This is a genomic window from Priestia sp. ABM2_011 (assembly GCF_056158845.1).
This window is the reverse complement of record NZ_JBSWUB010000001.1, coordinates 42501-57949: the sequence shown is the minus strand read 5'-3', so window position 1 is coordinate 57949 and position 15449 is coordinate 42501. Positions and strand designations below refer to the sequence as shown.

18 protein-coding genes, 11 tRNA genes, 1 rRNA gene and 1 pseudogene (1 of these 31 only partly in view) are annotated in these 15449 nt (G+C 39.1%); 29 read left to right on the top strand and 2 right to left on the bottom strand.

Annotated elements, in window-relative coordinates; genetic code table 11:
• Positions 1-82: 82 nt before the first annotated feature.
• Positions 83-1054, top strand: a complete 972-nt coding sequence (uvsE, locus tag ACXAE4_RS00360; RefSeq protein ID WP_033580801.1) for a UV DNA damage repair endonuclease UvsE — start codon at positions 83-85, stop codon at positions 1052-1054.
• Between the two features lie 8 nt (positions 1055-1062).
• Here the strand turns inward: uvsE and ACXAE4_RS00355 are convergent, their stop codons facing one another.
• Entirely contained in the window at positions 1063-1665 is a 603-nt protein-coding gene (locus ACXAE4_RS00355) for a rhomboid family intramembrane serine protease (protein WP_028411882.1), read from the bottom strand.
• A 64-nt stretch (positions 1666-1729) separates the two neighbouring features.
• Between ACXAE4_RS00355 and acpS the strand changes: the two genes are divergently transcribed.
• The 15 genes and pseudogenes from acpS (at position 1730) to ACXAE4_RS00280 (ending at position 12632) form a co-directional block, all read left to right on the top strand.
• Entirely contained in the window at positions 1730-2095 is a 366-nt protein-coding gene (gene acpS, locus ACXAE4_RS00350; RefSeq protein ID WP_289578955.1) for a holo-ACP synthase, read from the top strand.
• Positions 2096-2153: 58 nt separating this feature from the next.
• Positions 2154-3212 (top strand): LolA family protein, encoded by a 1059-nt coding sequence (locus ACXAE4_RS00345; RefSeq protein WP_033580802.1) that lies wholly within the window; start codon positions 2154-2156, stop codon positions 3210-3212.
• Between the two features lie 113 nt (positions 3213-3325).
• A complete protein-coding gene (gene alr / locus ACXAE4_RS00340) occupies positions 3326-4516 on the top strand; it encodes an alanine racemase (RefSeq protein ID WP_289578648.1) in 1191 nt (396 codons plus the stop codon).
• Between the two features lie 200 nt (positions 4517-4716).
• Positions 4717-4998 (top strand): CopG family ribbon-helix-helix protein, encoded by a 282-nt coding sequence (locus tag ACXAE4_RS00335; RefSeq protein ID WP_013055003.1) that lies wholly within the window; start codon positions 4717-4719, stop codon positions 4996-4998.
• A gap of 4 nt (positions 4999-5002) precedes the next feature.
• The gene (gene ndoA, locus ACXAE4_RS00330; protein WP_013055004.1) at positions 5003-5353 is read left to right on the top strand and encodes a type II toxin-antitoxin system endoribonuclease NdoA; all 351 of its coding nucleotides are present in this window, start codon (positions 5003-5005) and stop codon (positions 5351-5353) included.
• 157 nt (positions 5354-5510) lie between these two features.
• A complete protein-coding gene (locus tag ACXAE4_RS00325; RefSeq protein WP_013055005.1) occupies positions 5511-6347 on the top strand; it encodes an RsbT co-antagonist protein RsbRA in 837 nt (278 codons plus the stop codon).
• A 2-nt stretch (positions 6348-6349) separates the two neighbouring features.
• Entirely contained in the window at positions 6350-6706 is a 357-nt protein-coding gene (locus ACXAE4_RS00320) for an STAS domain-containing protein (RefSeq protein WP_013055006.1), read from the top strand.
• 3 nt (positions 6707-6709) lie between these two features.
• Positions 6710-7111, top strand: a complete 402-nt coding sequence (locus ACXAE4_RS00315) for an anti-sigma regulatory factor (RefSeq protein ID WP_013055007.1) — start codon at positions 6710-6712, stop codon at positions 7109-7111.
• A 13-nt stretch (positions 7112-7124) separates the two neighbouring features.
• Entirely contained in the window at positions 7125-8135 is a 1011-nt protein-coding gene (locus ACXAE4_RS00310; protein WP_013055008.1) for a PP2C family protein-serine/threonine phosphatase, read from the top strand.
• Positions 8136-8194: 59 nt separating this feature from the next.
• Positions 8195-8527, top strand: a complete 333-nt coding sequence (locus ACXAE4_RS00305) for an anti-sigma factor antagonist (RefSeq protein ID WP_013055009.1) — start codon at positions 8195-8197, stop codon at positions 8525-8527.
• The gene (gene rsbW / locus ACXAE4_RS00300; protein WP_025753516.1) at positions 8524-9009 is read left to right on the top strand and encodes an anti-sigma B factor RsbW; all 486 of its coding nucleotides are present in this window, start codon (positions 8524-8526) and stop codon (positions 9007-9009) included. The genes ACXAE4_RS00305 and rsbW overlap by 4 nt, the downstream gene beginning before the upstream one ends.
• A complete protein-coding gene (sigB, locus tag ACXAE4_RS00295) occupies positions 8975-9769 on the top strand; it encodes an RNA polymerase sigma factor SigB (RefSeq protein WP_013055011.1) in 795 nt (264 codons plus the stop codon). The genes rsbW and sigB overlap by 35 nt, the downstream gene beginning before the upstream one ends.
• Positions 9769-10374: a PP2C family serine/threonine-protein phosphatase gene (locus tag ACXAE4_RS00290; protein WP_033580804.1), complete on the top strand. Its 606-nt coding sequence runs from the start codon at positions 9769-9771 to the stop codon at positions 10372-10374. The genes sigB and ACXAE4_RS00290 overlap by 1 nt, the downstream gene beginning before the upstream one ends.
• Before the next feature lie 84 nt (positions 10375-10458).
• A pseudogene (locus ACXAE4_RS00285) lies at positions 10459-11318 on the top strand (Tex-like N-terminal domain-containing protein); the annotation flags it as partial.
• Positions 11319-11426: 108 nt separating this feature from the next.
• Complete coding sequence (locus ACXAE4_RS00280) at positions 11427-12632, top strand: helix-hairpin-helix domain-containing protein (RefSeq protein ID WP_475237304.1); 1206 nt, start codon at positions 11427-11429, stop codon at positions 12630-12632.
• A 57-nt stretch (positions 12633-12689) separates the two neighbouring features.
• Here ACXAE4_RS00280 and cmpA read toward each other — a convergent pair whose 3' ends face one another.
• Positions 12690-12806 carry a cortex morphogenetic protein CmpA gene (gene cmpA, locus ACXAE4_RS00275; RefSeq protein ID WP_013055014.1) on the bottom strand — a complete coding sequence of 39 codons (117 nt, stop codon included), beginning with the start codon at positions 12804-12806 and terminating at the stop codon, positions 12690-12692.
• Positions 12807-12915: 109 nt separating this feature from the next.
• Between cmpA and ACXAE4_RS00270 the strand changes: the two genes are divergently transcribed.
• From ACXAE4_RS00270 to ACXAE4_RS00210, 13 genes are all read left to right on the top strand, one after another.
• On the top strand, positions 12916-13365 hold the full coding sequence (locus tag ACXAE4_RS00270; RefSeq protein ID WP_028411875.1) for a SprT family protein: 450 nt from the start codon (positions 12916-12918) through the stop codon (positions 13363-13365).
• Positions 13366-13499: 134 nt separating this feature from the next.
• Positions 13500-13574: transfer RNA gene (locus ACXAE4_RS00265), tRNA-Asn, on the top strand.
• 3 nt (positions 13575-13577) lie between these two features.
• Positions 13578-13668, top strand: a tRNA-Ser gene (locus ACXAE4_RS00260).
• A 9-nt stretch (positions 13669-13677) separates the two neighbouring features.
• Positions 13678-13752: transfer RNA gene (locus tag ACXAE4_RS00255), tRNA-Glu, on the top strand.
• Between the two features lie 24 nt (positions 13753-13776).
• Positions 13777-13852, top strand: a tRNA-Val gene (locus tag ACXAE4_RS00250).
• A gap of 28 nt (positions 13853-13880) precedes the next feature.
• A tRNA-Asp gene (locus ACXAE4_RS00245) sits at positions 13881-13956 on the top strand.
• An 11-nt stretch (positions 13957-13967) separates the two neighbouring features.
• Positions 13968-14042 (top strand) — tRNA-Gln (locus ACXAE4_RS00240).
• Positions 14043-14046: 4 nt separating this feature from the next.
• A tRNA-Lys gene (locus tag ACXAE4_RS00235) sits at positions 14047-14119 on the top strand.
• A gap of 12 nt (positions 14120-14131) precedes the next feature.
• Positions 14132-14214, top strand: a tRNA-Leu gene (locus tag ACXAE4_RS00230).
• A gap of 22 nt (positions 14215-14236) precedes the next feature.
• Positions 14237-14322 (top strand) — tRNA-Leu (locus tag ACXAE4_RS00225).
• A 90-nt stretch (positions 14323-14412) separates the two neighbouring features.
• A tRNA-Arg gene (locus ACXAE4_RS00220) sits at positions 14413-14489 on the top strand.
• Between the two features lie 4 nt (positions 14490-14493).
• Positions 14494-14567, top strand: a tRNA-Gly gene (locus ACXAE4_RS00215).
• Between the two features lie 82 nt (positions 14568-14649).
• Positions 14650-15449, top strand: a 16S ribosomal RNA gene (locus tag ACXAE4_RS00210) (it continues 752 nt past the right edge of the window).

Here is a 15449-nt window from a genome sequence, read left to right as displayed (position 1 = left end):
CTTAACAGGCTCGTTTTTTTTATGTGTTAATTGCTATTTTATTGGTGCACACTATGAGTAAAATAAAATGGGGTGTTCACTAATGTCGACCATTGTTCGGTTAGGTTATGTGGCGATGAGCGTTCATTTGGAAAATAGTTCTCCTTCTCAAACAATGACTTTTGCACAATTTCAGCGTGTGAAAGACCATGAAGCGGCCATTCGCAAGCTCGAACGTATTGCAATATCCAACTTAGAAAACTGCTTACGGTTATTAAAACATAATGCGTGGAGTGAAATTGAGTTTTTTCGATTCAGTTCTAAATTAATTCCATTAGCTAACCATGAGGCACTAAAAGAGTGGAACTACATAGCTCCTTTAAAAGATGCTCTTCAGCGTATTTCTGTATTTTTGAAGGAACATCCAATGCGAGTAGATTTTCACCCGGATCATTTTGTTGTTTTAAACTCAACGGATAAAGAGGTTTTTAAGCATTCTATCCAAACTCTTCGCATGCATCAAAAGTTGCTGAAAGGAATGGATATTCCGCTTCAAAATCGCTGTGTTTTACATGTTGGAGGAGCTTATAATGATAAAGAAAAAGCACTGGAGCAGTTTATTCATAATTGGGGGCTTGTACCTCAATCCCTTCAGCAAATGATTATGTTGGAAAACGACGATACAACCTTTCATATAAAAGACGTCTTGTATTTATGTGAAAAACTAAATGTCCCAATCATTTTTGATCTTCATCATCATCAGGCGAACAACGATGAAACTTCATGGCAAGAGCATTGGGACCGTATCATTAGAACATGGGAACATGAAACACTCCCTCTAAAAATGCATATATCTAGTCCTAAAAGTGATAAAGAATTTAGAGCCCATGCAGATTATATCGATGTTAATGGGTTTTACAGCTTTTTAAAAGAAGTAAATGGAACGATACCGCAAATTGATTGCATGATTGAAGCTAAGAAAAAAGATGAAGCGCTCTTTCAGTTAGTAAGAGATTTGAAGACTTATGAAGATGTGGAATTTATTAACTCATCCACTTTTTATATTAAATCCTAAAGCAGGCCTTATATCTGTGGCTTGTTTTTCTGTTTGAACGTAAGAAAAGCGAGAAGAAATCCAGCAATACCTCCAGCGAAATGAGCTGTATTGTTGGTTCCTGGCGTTAGCAGACCTGAAAGTAATCCAATAATTAAAAAGACGACAATGATTTGCTGGTTGCTTTTAGAAAGCATATGCTTTTGTTTTATGACAAGATAGAGGTAAAATCCGAGCAGTCCGAAAATGGCACCGGATGCACCCACATGGCTGTAAAAAGAAGATTGGATTAGAAATGTAACGATATTTCCAAGCAATCCACACGTAAGGTAGAATAGAAGAAACTTATAAGAAGAAAGAATACGCTCAGCGCCTGGTCCTAACAAGAACAAGGAAAATGAGTTAAAAAGAAGATGTGAAAAGCTTAGATGTAAAAAGATAGGTGTGAAAAGCCGCCAGTAGTCTCCTTGGGAAATTAAACTATTCACACCAATAAGCTGATGTATAAAAGATTCTGCAAGGTGTGAGGGAAGAGCGGCAAGTAACCATAGCGCAATGTGGATGCAGATAAGTGTGAAGGTAACAGGATAAAAACGTTTAAATTCAGCTGCATTTTCTGTGCGTACGAACATATTTGTCACTCCTTTTTATAAAGGCATTTTTATATACTATTCTGTAAGAGAGGATTAAATGAAAATGATTATAGGAACTGGAATTGATATTACAGAGTTAGAGCGGATTGAAAAAATGGTGCAGCGTCAAAGCGCTCTTATTACTCGGATTTTAACAAAAAATGAAAGAGAACGCTATGAAAAGCTATCAAGCCGACGTAAGGTCGAATTTTTAGCAGGAAGATTTGCTGTGAAGGAAGCATATTCGAAAGCTCTTGGAACAGGAATAGGGAAAGATTTTAGCTTCCAAGATATCGAAATCGTGAATGATGAAAGAGGGAAACCCCACATTGTTACAAAACAACCACTGGAAGCGTCTGTACACGTATCTATTTCCCACAGTGCGCACTATGCGATTGCTCAAGTAATTATTGAACGCTTGTCAAGCTAGTCTGCATATTCACTATTTCTTGTTCATATATTCATAGTGTGGATAGGGGAGACAAGATATGTTCTTGCTTCTCCGTTTAGCTGTGAATATACGAAACAAAGGAGTTGGGGAAATGCATAAAAAATGGATTGGCTTATTTGTTTGCGCCTTTTTTCTCTTAGCCTTATCAGCATGCGGTGAAAAAAGTCAGCAGGATGTAACAGATGCATTGGATGCCAAGGTACAAGAAATGGCGGGGTATAAATCAGATGCTAAGATGACATTGAATACAGGGAAAGATGCTCAAGTATACGATGTAGAGATTTGGCATAGTAAGCCTATGTACTATCGAGTGAATTTGAAAAATACAAAGAAAGATCAAAGCCAAATGATTTTGCGTAATGATGAAGGGGTTTTTGTTTTAACGCCTGCCTTAAATAAAAGCTTTCGTTTTCAAAGTGACTGGCCGCAAAATAGCAGTCAAGCTTATTTGTATGAATCCCTTGTCCAAGATATTGTGAAGGATGAAAAGGCAAGTTTTAAATCAACGGATAAACATTATATTTTTGAAACAAAAACGAACTATCAAAATAGCACAATGCTTCCTAAACAAGAAATTACGCTGAACAAAAGTGACTTAGCGCCTGTGTCGGTTAAAATTATGGATACGGATAATAAAGTGTTAATAAAAGTTGATTTCTCTAAGGTGAAATTCGATTCTAAGTTTGATAAAGGGGCTTTTGATACAAAAAGAAACATGACAAGTGCAAAGATTGACATTCCGACATTAGCTCAGCACAAATCATTTAGCGTTCTTTATCCTAAGGACGTTCCAAAAGGTACAAAGCTGTCCAAGGAAAAGAAAATTGAGACGGAAAATGGTGAGAGAGTCGTTTTAATGTACAAAGGAGAAAAGCCGTTTACGCTTGTACAAGAAAAAGCGCAAGTAGCTAAAACAGCAACATCTACAGTTACTGCCGGAGAGCCATTTGATTTAGGTTTTACTGTGGGAGCTTTAACGGATAAAAGTCTATCTTGGACATATAATGGAGTAGACTTTATGCTGGCTTCTGATCAGCTGACACCAGATGAATTGAGTACAGTTGCTAGATCTGTGCAAAGTCAGATGGGAAAATAAGAGAAGCTTACAAGCCTGCATATATGTAGGCTTGTTCTTGCTTAATTTGAATAAAGATCGAGATGAAGTTTGGCTATAGATGTATTATACTAACAGAGGAAAGTACGTTTAGAATGGTTCTGAAAAAAGGAAGTGTCGTAGTAATGGATGCATTTTATAGAGAAACATGGGCAGAAATTGATGTAGAAGCCATTTTTCAAAATGTGAATCATGTAAGAGAACTGATACCGGGGCATAAAACGTTAATGGCCGTAGTAAAAGCGAATGCGTACGGGCATGGAGATAAAGAAGTAGCAGAGATTGCGCTTCAAGCTGGCGCTGATATGCTAGCTGTAGCTTTTTTGGATGAAGCTATTGCTCTTCGAAAAAAAGGAATAAAGGAATCCATTTTAGTATTAGGAGCCGTGCCTCCCTTACACATTCAAACTGCATTGGAGTGGGATGTAACGGTCACTGCTTATAGCAAAGCTTGGATTGAAGAAGCGGCGTCCATTCTAGGTGCAAACAGTCAGTTGCATATGCATTTAAAAATAGATACAGGCATGGGTCGCTTAGGAATTAGAACAAAAGAAGAATTACACGAAACGATGAATATCATCACTTCTCATTCAGGATTCGCGCTGGATGGAGTGTTTACACACTTTGCAACAGCAGACGAGCTAAATTCGTCTTATTTTGAAGAACAATACACATTCTTTGAAGAAATGGTTCGAATTGTGAAAGAACATAATTTTACACCTCCGATGATTCACTGTGCAAATAGCGCAGCTTTGCTTCGTCGTCCGAGCGATATCTTTAATGGCGTACGCTTAGGTATCTCTATGTATGGCCTGAGTCCTTCAGAGGAATTAAAAGAAGTCTTGCCAATTCCGTTAAAACAAGCTTTTTCGCTGCACAGCCGTATTGTGCATGTTAAAAAAGTCAAAAAAGGGAGTCATATCAGTTACGGAGCTACTTATGAAGCTAAAGAAGATGAATGGATTGCTACTATTCCAGTAGGATACGCAGACGGCTGGATTCGTAAACTAAGTAATTTTGAAGTGTTAGTAGATGGAGTTAAAGTGCCAATTGTTGGTAGGATATGCATGGATCAATTGATGATTAAATTGCCTAAAATGTATAAAATGGGTACAAAAGTAACATTTATTGGAAAACAACAAGGTGCTGAAATTACAATTGATGAAGTAGCAAAGCATCTTGAAACAATTAATTATGAAATCCCTTGCATGATTGCAGCAAGGGTTCCGAGGGTTTATATAAGAGATTCTCAGCACATTCATGTTAATAATTATATCTTGCGCTGAATATACATCTTCCTGAGTCAACATAAAAAGCCTGCGAACAAAAGACAATAAAATAATAACTTCCATGCATAAAAGAGGGTATCAATTGACGATAATAGTGTAGAAATTGACAGAATTAACTTTCCATTAAAGCTAATCAATGTTATGATAAGGAAAGATGAGACTATTGGTGTGTGTATTGATGTTGGAGGTGTATGTTTGTGTCTGAAGCGAGCGCAACTACAGAAATCCTAGTAAGATTACCGAAAAATTTAGTATCGGAGCTCGATCTTATGGTTAAACAAGAAAATGGCAACCGAAGTGATTTTATTCACCAAGCAACAAAATTGTACCTTCGTGAGCGAAAAAAACGCCATATTCGCGAATCAATGAGACGTGGATATATGGAGATGGCAAAGATAAACTTAAATATTGCTTCCGAGGCTTTTCTAGCAGAGTATGAAGCTGATCATACTGTGGATCGTTTAGTAAGCGGGGGGTAATGACTTGGTAGTCAAACGTGGCGACGTTTATTTTGCTGACCTATCTCCTGTTGTTGGCTCAGAACAAGGAGGCGTTCGCCCTGTACTTGTCATTCAAAATGATATAGGCAATCGTTTTAGCCCAACTGTTATTGTAGCTGCGATCACTGCTCAAATTCAAAAGGCAAAGTTACCTACGCATGTTGAAATTGATGCAAAGCGCTATGGATTTGAGCGAGATTCAGTTATTTTACTAGAACAAATTCGTACTATTGATAAACAGAGGCTAACAGACAAGATTACCCATTTAGATGATGAAATGATGGACAGAGTGGATGAAGCCTTGCAAATCAGTGTAGGACTTATCGACTTTTAGAATTATACTTCCATTTATGCTAAGTTGCTCCTTTATGAGCAACTTTTTTAATTTGACTAGGAATAATCAGTAAACGTATATTGTAATAAGAAACGTTTTAAAAATGATAATATATATATAGATATAAATGAGTGTATTGACTCACAAGGAGGACCTCATGAATCAAGATTTATTCAATTATATACAAAATCATAAATCAGAAATTTTTGATCGATGGCTAGTGTTAATGAATGATGTGGAAACAGAGCGGATTAAAAACATTGTATCCGAGCAAGTGTACGTAAATGTAAGCTCTGATTTTGTAAATTTACTTTTGGCAAAAGCATTCCGTGATCAGGAAAATTTTGCAGAGGAACTAGAGGAAGTAGTAGGACGAGTTGTGAGTTTAGGATGGCCTCTTGCTTATTTGACACAGGGTGTACGTAACTTGGGTCATGTAGTGGTTGAAGGGTATGTAAACAGTGAACATGTAAAGGCTGATCAAACTCATTCTGAATTATTCTATCGGTTTGACAAGTGGTTAAGCCCTATTTATAACAAAATAGTAGAACAATACTCCAACTCGTGGGAAAATACAGTTATGTTGCAAAAAGTTGCACTTCAAGAATTGTCTGCTCCATTAATACCGGTATTTGATAAAATTACGGTAATGCCGCTTGTGGGAACAATTGACACCGATCGTGCAAAGAAAATTATGGAAAACTTACTGCAAGGTGTCGTAAAGCACCGATCAGAGGTCGTATTAATAGATATTACCGGAGTACCAGTAGTGGATACGATGGTTGCCCATCATATCATTCAAGCTGCTGAAGCCGTACGTTTGGTTGGAGCCAAGTGTTTGTTAGTAGGAATTCGTCCGGAAATTGCTCAGACTATTGTGAACTTAGGTATTAACTTAAATGAAATTATTACGAAAAACTCATTAAAAAAAGGTGTAGAGTTTGCGTTAGAAATGACTGAGCGGAAAATAGTTGATATAGAATCGGAGGAATAAACGTGAGAATACCCATTTTGAAATTGTACGACTACTTATTGGTATCCATTCAATGGGAGCTGGATGATCAAACGGCTATTCAATTCCAAGAAGATTTGCTAAGTAAAATTCATCAAACTGGAGCAAAAGGAGTGGTAATCGATTTAACTTCAATTGATATGATCGATTCATTCATCGCAAAAGTGTTAGGTGACGTGGTTAGCATGTCTAATTTGATGGGGGCCAGAGTAGTATTAACAGGTATCCAGCCTGCAGTAGCTATTACACTTGTTGAGTTAGGGATTGGCCTAAACGATGTTCTTACTGCACTCGATTTAGAAAAAGGTCTTGAGAAACTCCAATCGGAATTGGGGGATTAGTATATGGAATTCCAATCCAGCGTAAAAATCGTAACAGAATGGGACATCGTAGCGGCACGCCAATTAGGTAGAAATGTGTCGAAAGAGCTAGGGTTTGGAACAGTTGACCAAGCTCGTATTACAACCGCCATTTCTGAATTAGCTCGTAATATTTACCTATATGCGGGTAAGGGTCAAATCTATATTGAGAAATTAAATCGTGGAGGAAAAAACGGTCTTCTTGTCGTAGCAACAGATGAAGGGCCAGGTATCCCCGACGTTCGCAAAGTAATGGAAGATGGATACTCAACATCGGGTGGACTAGGAGCTGGGCTTCCTGGGGTAAAACGATTGATGGATGAGTTTGACATCGAAACAAATGTCGGAGAAGGTACTGAGATTAAAGCAGTTAAGTGGCTCCGGTAGGAGGAAATAGATAATGTCTTTTGATAAAGAGATGAGAGATTTATACAAAGATATTTTGGGGAACTATATCCAAACACAAAATGAACAAATTTTGTATCAAGGACAAAAACTAAGTAGAAAATCTTTAGAGAATGAAATATCGCCAGAAGATATTGTGAGCATTCATAAAGAAGTGATTGAAGAAATTTATTCTGATATTCCAGAAAAAGTGCTGCATTCTCTGGACTTTTTACTTGAGGTAATGATTAGCTACGGTCTTGCTCTTCGTGAGCATCAAACATTAAAAAATAAGCAGCGGGAACTTCGTTCTGAAATCGAAGTTGCCGCTAACGTCCAGCAGACGCTGTTAGGGACAAAGGTTCCGGCTAGTTCAACTTTAGAAATTGGCGCGATTAGCGTACCTGCTAAACAGATGAACGGAGATTATTTTCACTTTGTAGAAGAAGAGCACGGTGGGTTAAGTATTGCCATTGCCGATGTGATCGGAAAAGGAATTCCAGCTGCAATGTGTATGTCTATGATCAAGTATGCAATGGACAGCTTACCGGACTCAAGAAAAAATCCAAGTTACGTATTGGAGAACTTGAATAATATTGTAGAGAGAAACGTAGATCCAAGTATGTTTATTACGATGTTCTACGGAAGTTATAATCCCGAGACAAACTTATTTGATTATGCATCTGCAGGGCATGAGCCAGGCTTTTATTATGATGCCAAAGCTGATTCATTTGAAGATTTGGAAGCAAAAGGACTCGTGCTAGGAGTCGATCGCCATGTGAAATATCTTCAGTACGAGCAGCAACTTTCAAAAGGCGATATGATTGTTCTGTTAACAGATGGTGTAACAGAATGCAGAACTGAAGAAGGATTTATCGAAAGATTGGACATCATAAAATTAATTCGAAAATACATGCATTTGTCTCCTCAAGAAATTGTAGAATCTGTATATAAAGAGCTGGAAAAATTACAGCATTTTCAATTGAGAGATGACTTTACATTGATTATTTTGAAGAGTTTAGTTTAAGTATTCTAAATAAGGGTACAGAAAAGATAGCACAAAATTAGAGGGGGTCTACTAATACGATGAATTTAAAAATAGATATACAAAAGGACGGTCAAGCATATCGTATTAAGCTGGCTGGAGAGATTGACGCATATACAGCACCTAAGCTAAAAGAAAAGTTCATGGAAATTACTGAACATACTGAACCGGAAATTATAGTCGATTTAACCGATGTATCATACATGGATAGTACAGGACTAGGTGTATTTATTGCATTGTTAAAAGCCAATAAGAAAAATAACGGCTCTTTGAAATTTGTTGGTGTATCAGAGCGCATCAAGCGCTTATTTGATATTACGGGCCTCACAGACATTTTAAACGTGAATTCACAAGTAGAAGGTGGCGTAAAATGAAACAGCCTTATGACTTTGTTGAGATGAAGATTCCTGCTAAGCCAGACTATGTAGCGATTATTCGACTGACGCTGTCTGGTGTAGCGAACCGGATGGGTTTTTCTTATGATGAAATTGAAGATATGAAAATTGCTGTGAGTGAGGCATGTACAAATGCCGTACAGCATGCTTACAAGAGTGAAGAAAATGGTGAAGTGAGAGTAGGTTTTGGTTTATTTGATGACCGTTTAGAAATCATGGTGGTCGATAAAGGCGAAAGCTTTAATTTTGAAGAGCTTAAGGAACATATAGGACCTTATGAAACATCAAAAGAAGTTGAATTTCTTCCTGAAGGTGGACTTGGTTTATATTTAATTGAAACACTAATGGACGAAGTGAAAATGGTCAATTCAAAAGGTGTAACGCTAATGATGACTAAGTATGTGCAAAGAGAGCAGGTGGAGAGTGATGAAAACACAGTCTCAACCTATGAAATTAACTAAAGAACAGGTTCAGGAACGAATTGAGCGCTTTCAAAAAACGCAGGATGAAGAAGCACAAAGTGATCTAGTAGTACATTACAAGAACCTTGTTGAATCTATTGCACGTCGTTATTCAAAAGGCAGAAGCTTACATGAAGATATTGTGCAGGTAGGGATGCTAGGACTGTTAGGAGCTATTAGAAGGTATGATGCTTCATTTGGAAGAAGTTTTGAATCGTTTGCTGTTCCTACAATCATTGGAGAGATTAAGCGATTTTTACGCGATAAAACGTGGAGTGTTCACGTACCGCGCCGCATCAAAGAATTAGGTCCTAAAATTAAAGCAGCTGTCGAAGAGCTAACAACCCGTTTACAGCGATCTCCTCAAGTAAAAGAAATTGCTGATCATATCGGAGTGACAGAGGAAGAAATTTTAGAAACGATGGAGATGGGGCAAAGTTATCAAGCGTTGTCTGTTGATCATTCTATTGAAGCAGACTCTGATGGAAGTACTGTTACAATCCTTGATTTAGTAGGTGAACAAGAGTCGGGTTATGAGAAAACTGATCAGCGCTTAGTGTTAGAAAAGATTCTTCATGTATTAAGCGATAGAGAAAAAGAAGTAATTCGCTATACATTTATTGAAAATCTGAGTCAAAAAGATGCCGGTGAGAAATTAGGGATTTCTCAAATGCATGTATCTCGACTGCAAAGAAGAGCTCTTGATAAGCTAAGGACTGCAGCTCGCTCAGATTCTAACGATTCGGAGTATATGTCGTGATGACAGTAGACCCGAATACAAAGTCGATTCAAACTCATATATATCAAGAGCCAAAGCAAGGGAACGTGTGTTGTGGAGATAGTTACTATGTCAAAGAAACGGATGATTATTTTCTATGTGCAGTGGCAGATGGATTAGGAAGCGGTGAACAAGCCAGAGCCGCTTCTGTAGCTGTTACGGATGTAGCGAAAGCTCATCATCATCTAGATGTAGATGAGATCATTTCTAAGTGCAACAAGGCTACTCGACATACAAGAGGCGCAGCAGTAGCTATTTTGAAAATTGATAAAAAACATAACGAATTTCATTACACAAATGTAGGTAATATCCGCTTTTATCTGTATTCTCCGGAGGGGAAATTAACGTACCCTCTGCCAATTCAAGGTTTTTTATCAGGGAAAATTCAAAAGTTCCGCACACAAACCTTCCCATATGACTCCGGTTCTAAATTTTTGATTCATACAGATGGCTTAGAATTAAAAGAGATTAAATCTGTTTTTGCTAACTCGATGAATGTCGATCAATTGTCGACACGCCTACAGGCAGCAATTCGATCTCATAATGACGATATTACGTATATCGCTGGTCATCTTCCAACTGCATAGCCTTTCTTTTTAGCTCACATGTGTTATTGCATGTGAGTTTTGTTACAATAGAGACAAAGTTTCATTTAGGTAGGAGGATAAGCTGTGTCTGTTGCAACGAAATTAGATAATCAAATTGTTCAACGTGTAAGTAAAGAGGTAGAGATTTCACACAAGCAAGTACAAAACGTAATTGCTTTAGTAGAAGATGGTAATACAGTTCCCTTTATTGCTCGATATAGAAAAGAACAAACTGGTGCTTTGGATGAAGTCCAAATCCGGAATATTTTAGATTCCTGGAACTACTTAATGAATTTAGAGGAGCGTAAAGAGGAAGTTCACCGATTAATTGAAGAGCAAGGGAAATTAACTGAGGAACTGGCTGCTCAAATTCATCAAGCGAAGAAATTGCAGCAAGTAGAAGATTTATACCGCCCTTTTAAGCAAAAACGACGTACAAAAGCAACTGTAGCAAAAGAAAAAGGTCTTGAACCATTAGCACAGTGGCTACTAAGTTTCCCGAATTCTGACGTAAACATTGAAGCGCAAACATACATAAATGAAGAAGCAGGAGTTCAATCTTCTGACGAAGCTATTCAGGGAGCCCTAGACATTGTAGCGGAACAAATTTCTGACGAAGCATCTTACCGTCAATGGATTCGTACGACCACTGTAAAAGATGGCATAATTGTTACTTCAGTCAAAATCCGGAAAAAGATGAAAAAAATATCTATGAAATGTACTATGAATATACAGAAGCGGTAAAGCGAATCGTTCCTCATCGTATTTTAGCTATGAATAGAGGAGAAAAAGACGGTATTTTAAAAGTGAGTATTGATGCGCCTACAGATCGTATTCTTTCATATTTACATAAAGAAGTAATCAAGAAAAGGGATTCTTCAGTTGAAGGTTATATCATCTCAGCTATAGAAGATGCTTATAAACGCTTAATAGAACCATCTATTGAACGCGAAATTCGTAAAGACCTATCAGAAAAAGCGGAAGAAAGAGCCATTCACATCTTTTCTGAAAACTTACGAAAACTTCTTCTCCAACCTCCATTGAAAGGGAAAGTGGTATTAGGAGTAGATCCAGCTTTTCGAACAGGCTGCAAATTAGCTGTAGTAGATGAAACAGGCAAGGTATTAAAAATTGATGTTATTTATCCACATCCTCCTGTGAGAAAAGCAGCTGAAGCACAAAATAAATTAAAGAAAATGTTCGCTGAATACCCTATTGAAGTAGTGGCAATTGGAAATGGAACGGCATCTCGCGAAACGGAGCAATTTGTAGCGGATGTTCTTAAAGAAATTGAAAACCCAGTTTATTATTTGATTGTGAATGAAGCGGGAGCAAGCGTATATTCGGCTTCTGATGTTGCTAGAGAAGAATTCCCTGATTTTCAAGTAGAAGAGCGAAGCGCTGTATCGATTGCCAGAAGGCTGCAAGATCCGTTGGCTGAGCTTGTGAAAATCGATCCTAAGTCGGTAGGAGTAGGGCAATATCAGCATGATGTGTCTCAAAAGCAATTAAATGATTCACTGACTTTTATTGTAGAGACAGTAGTAAACCAAGTAGGAGTGAATGCAAACACGGCTTCTGCTTCGCTTCTACAATACGTTGCTGGTCTAAATAAGACAGTTGCTCAAAACATTGTAAAATATCGGGATGAAAACGGAAAATTCTCTAACCGAAAACAGTTGAAGAAAATTCCGCGTCTAGGGGCTAAAACATATGAGCAGTGTATTGGGTTTTTACGTATTATAGAAGGTGAAGAACCTTTAGACAGAACGGGTATCCATCCTGAAACATATGGAGACGTTAAAAAGCTTTTAAAGAAAGCGGAAGTGAAAGAGACTGAACTTGGAACGGAGAAAGTAAAAGAAGCATTAAAACATATTTCTTTACCCGAAATATCAGAAGAACTAAGTATAGGGGAGCTTACTTTAAAAGACATTATAGAAGCGCTCGTAAGACCGGAAAGAGATCCTCGTGATGAACTGCCAAAACCTTTGCTCCGTCAGGATATTTTGAAGCTAGAGGATCTAGCAAAAGGTATTCAGCTTGAAGGAACGGTGCGAAACGTCGTAGACTTCGGAGCGTTCATCGATATAGGAGTTAAGCAAGACGGTCTAGTCCATATTTCTAAATTAACGAATCGGTACGTTAAGCATCCCCTCGATGTCGTTTCAGTAGGAGATTTGGTGAATGTGTGGGTAGAAGACGTAGATATGAAAAAAGGAAGAGTTGCACTGACGATGATTCCGCCCCATCAATAATAAAATTGCCTTTTCAGATTTTCTGAAAAGGCAATTTTATTTGTAAAAAGAAGTGATTTAAGAAGCGGAATTATTTTTTTGATAAAAAAACCAACATTGGTTGAGCAATTTTATTTGTGCACGGTCTTTTTCAGAATAAGCGCGCCTCATTTGTTTTTGTAGCCACATTGGCATAAGGACAATCACTCCTTTTCATTTATGATAAGGTGAATAGTGAGTATGTAATGAAGTGTATGCCCAAAGAGCTAGTCAGGTGATTTCATACAGTAGAGGAGTATATAAGATGAATGATAAGGATTTACAAATACTTGTAGAAGAAATTTCATTGAAGCTGTTTCACAAACCATTTCGTCATGAAGCCACTTTTAATTCTCGGTTACGTACGACAGGCGGAAGGTATTTGTTACGTACATCTAATATAGAAGTAAACTACAAATACTTTGAACAATATGGCACACAAGAAATAGTAGAAATTATTAAACATGAGCTCTGTCACTATCATTTGCATATTGAGGGGAAAGGGTATAAGCATGGAGATCAGGACTTTAAAAGGTTAATGAAAGAAGTAGACGCACCTCGATTTTGTCAGGCATTGAAAAAAGAAAGTGATGGAAAGAAAAAAGAGCACATATATGTATGTATGCAGTGTGATCAAAAATATGTTCGAAAAAGAAAAGTGAACACAGTTAAATATGTTTGTGGGAAGTGTAAAGGTAAATTAAAAAAAATGTAGAAGATGCTTGACTAAAATAGATTCATTATGGTAAATTAATAAAGCCGTCTCAAATAAACGGCAAAGAAATTACAAAAACTTATTGACATTACATATAATGTCGATTACAATGTAAGAAGTCTGATAAATATTATTCCACAGTAGCTCAGTGGTAGAGCTATCGGCTGTTAACCGATCGGTCGTAGGTTCGAGTCCTACCTGTGGAGCCATATGGAGAAGTACTCAAGTGGCTGAAGAGGCGCCCCTGCTAAGGGTGTAGGTCGTGTAAGCGGCGCGAGGGTTCAAATCCCTCCTTCTCCGCCATTTTATAATGGCCCGTTGGTCAAGCGGTTAAGACACCGCCCTTTCACGGCGGTAACACGGGTTCGAATCCCGTACGGGTCACCATTGATTTTTATTTACATATCCTGTGGAGGATTAGCTCAGCTGGGAGAGCACCTGCCTTACAAGCAGGGGGTCGGCGGTTCGATCCCGTCATCCTCCACCATTTGACTGTTTTATACATAATTTTGGATGGTCCCGTGGTGTAGCGGTTAACATGCCTGCCTGTCACGCAGGAGATCGCGGGTTCGATTCCCGTCGGGACCGCCATTTTAAATTATTGGGCTATCGCCAAGCGGTAAGGCAACGGATTTTGATTCCGTCATGCGTTGGTTCGAATCCAGCTAGCCCAGCCATAAAGAGCCATTAGCTCAGTTGGTAGAGCATCTGACTTTTAATCAGAGGGTCGAAGGTTCGAGTCCTTCATGGCTCATTTTCATTTCTTGCGGGTGTGGCGGAATTGGCAGACGCGCTAGACTTAGGATCTAGTGTCTTTACGACGTGGGGGTTCAAGTCCCTTCACCCGCATCTTATTCATTTTATGTATTTAGCGGTCGTGGCGGAATGGCAGACGCGCTAGGTTGAGGGCCTAGTGGGGGCGACCCCGTGGAGGTTCAAGTCCTCTCGGCCGCACCAAAAAAACTTTTTAAAAAAGTGTTGACATAAGAAAATAGAAATGATATTATAATAAAGTCGCCAAAACAACGGCGGTAAACATCATAAGAAGCGCCCGTAGCTCAATTGGATAGAGCGTTTGACTACGGATCAAAAGGTTAGGGGTTCGACTCCTCTCGGGCGCGCCATATTGCGGGTGTAGTTTAGTGGTAAAACCTCAGCCTTCCAAGCTGATGTCGTGAGTTCGATTCTCATCACCCGCTCCAAATATATTGAACTTTGAAAACTGAACAAAGCGACAAACGTCAACGTTAATTTTTATTTTTTAAAATGAGCAAGTCAAACATTTCTTCGGAGAGTTTGATCCTGGCTCAGGATGAACGCTGGCGGCGTGCCTAATACATGCAAGTCGAGCGAACTGATTAGAAGCTTGCTTCTATGACGTTAGCGGCGGACGGGTGAGTAACACGTGGGCAACCTGCCTGTAAGACTGGGATAACTTCGGGAAACCGAAGCTAATACCGGATAGGATCTTCTCCTTCATGGGAGATGATTGAAAGATGGTTTCGGCTATCACTTACAGATGGGCCCGCGGTGCATTAGCTAGTTGGTGAGGTAACGGCTCACCAAGGCAACGATGCATAGCCGACCTGAGAGGGTGATCGGCCACACTGGGACTGAGACACGGCCCAGACTCCTACGGGAGGCAGCAGTAGGGAATCTTCCGCAATGGACGAAAGTCTGACGGAGCAACGCCGCGTGAGTGATGAAGGCTTTCGGGTCGTAAAACTCTGTTGTTAGGGAAGAACAAGTACAAGAGTAACTGCTCGTACCTTGACGGTACCTAACCAGAAAGCCACGGCTAACTACGTGCCAGCAGCCGCGGTAATACGTAGGTGGCAAGCGTTATCCGGAATTATTGGGCGTAAAGCGCGCGCAGGCGGTTTCTTAAGTCTGATGTGAAAGCCCACGGCTCAACCGTGGAGGGTCATTGGAAACTGGGGAACTTGAGTGCAGAAGAGAAAAGCGGAATTCCACGTGTAGCGGTGAAATGCGTAGAGATGTGGAGGAACACCAGTGGCGAAGGCGGCTTTTTGGTCTGTAACTGACGCTGAGGCGCGAAAGCGTGGGGAGCAAACAGGATTAGA

Bases quoted from the DNA above. Each gene is read 5' to 3' on its own strand.
- cmpA (WP_013055014.1), bottom strand. From the start codon at position 12,806: ATGCCAATGTGGCTACAAAAACAAATGAGGCGCGCTTATTCTGAAAAA.
- alr (WP_289578648.1), top strand. From the start codon at position 3,326: ATGGTTCTGAAAAAAGGAAGTGTCGTAGTAATGGATGCATTTTATAGA.
- uvsE (WP_033580801.1), top strand. From the start codon at position 83: ATGTCGACCATTGTTCGGTTAGGTTATGTGGCGATGAGCGTTCATTTG.
- rsbW (WP_025753516.1), top strand. From the start codon at position 8,524: ATGAAACAGCCTTATGACTTTGTTGAGATGAAGATTCCTGCTAAGCCA.
- ACXAE4_RS00315 (WP_013055007.1), top strand. From the start codon at position 6,710: ATGGAATTCCAATCCAGCGTAAAAATCGTAACAGAATGGGACATCGTA.
- ACXAE4_RS00290 (WP_033580804.1), top strand. From the start codon at position 9,769: ATGACAGTAGACCCGAATACAAAGTCGATTCAAACTCATATATATCAA.
- ACXAE4_RS00325 (WP_013055005.1), top strand. From the start codon at position 5,511: ATGAATCAAGATTTATTCAATTATATACAAAATCATAAATCAGAAATT.
- acpS (WP_289578955.1), top strand. From the start codon at position 1,730: ATGATTATAGGAACTGGAATTGATATTACAGAGTTAGAGCGGATTGAA.
- ACXAE4_RS00345 (WP_033580802.1), top strand. From the start codon at position 2,154: ATGTTCTTGCTTCTCCGTTTAGCTGTGAATATACGAAACAAAGGAGTT.
- ACXAE4_RS00270 (WP_028411875.1), top strand. From the start codon at position 12,916: ATGAATGATAAGGATTTACAAATACTTGTAGAAGAAATTTCATTGAAG.
- sigB (WP_013055011.1), top strand. From the start codon at position 8,975: ATGAAAACACAGTCTCAACCTATGAAATTAACTAAAGAACAGGTTCAG.
- ACXAE4_RS00305 (WP_013055009.1), top strand. From the start codon at position 8,195: ATGAATTTAAAAATAGATATACAAAAGGACGGTCAAGCATATCGTATT.
- ACXAE4_RS00310 (WP_013055008.1), top strand. From the start codon at position 7,125: ATGTCTTTTGATAAAGAGATGAGAGATTTATACAAAGATATTTTGGGG.
- ACXAE4_RS00355 (WP_028411882.1), bottom strand. From the start codon at position 1,665: ATGTTCGTACGCACAGAAAATGCAGCTGAATTTAAACGTTTTTATCCT.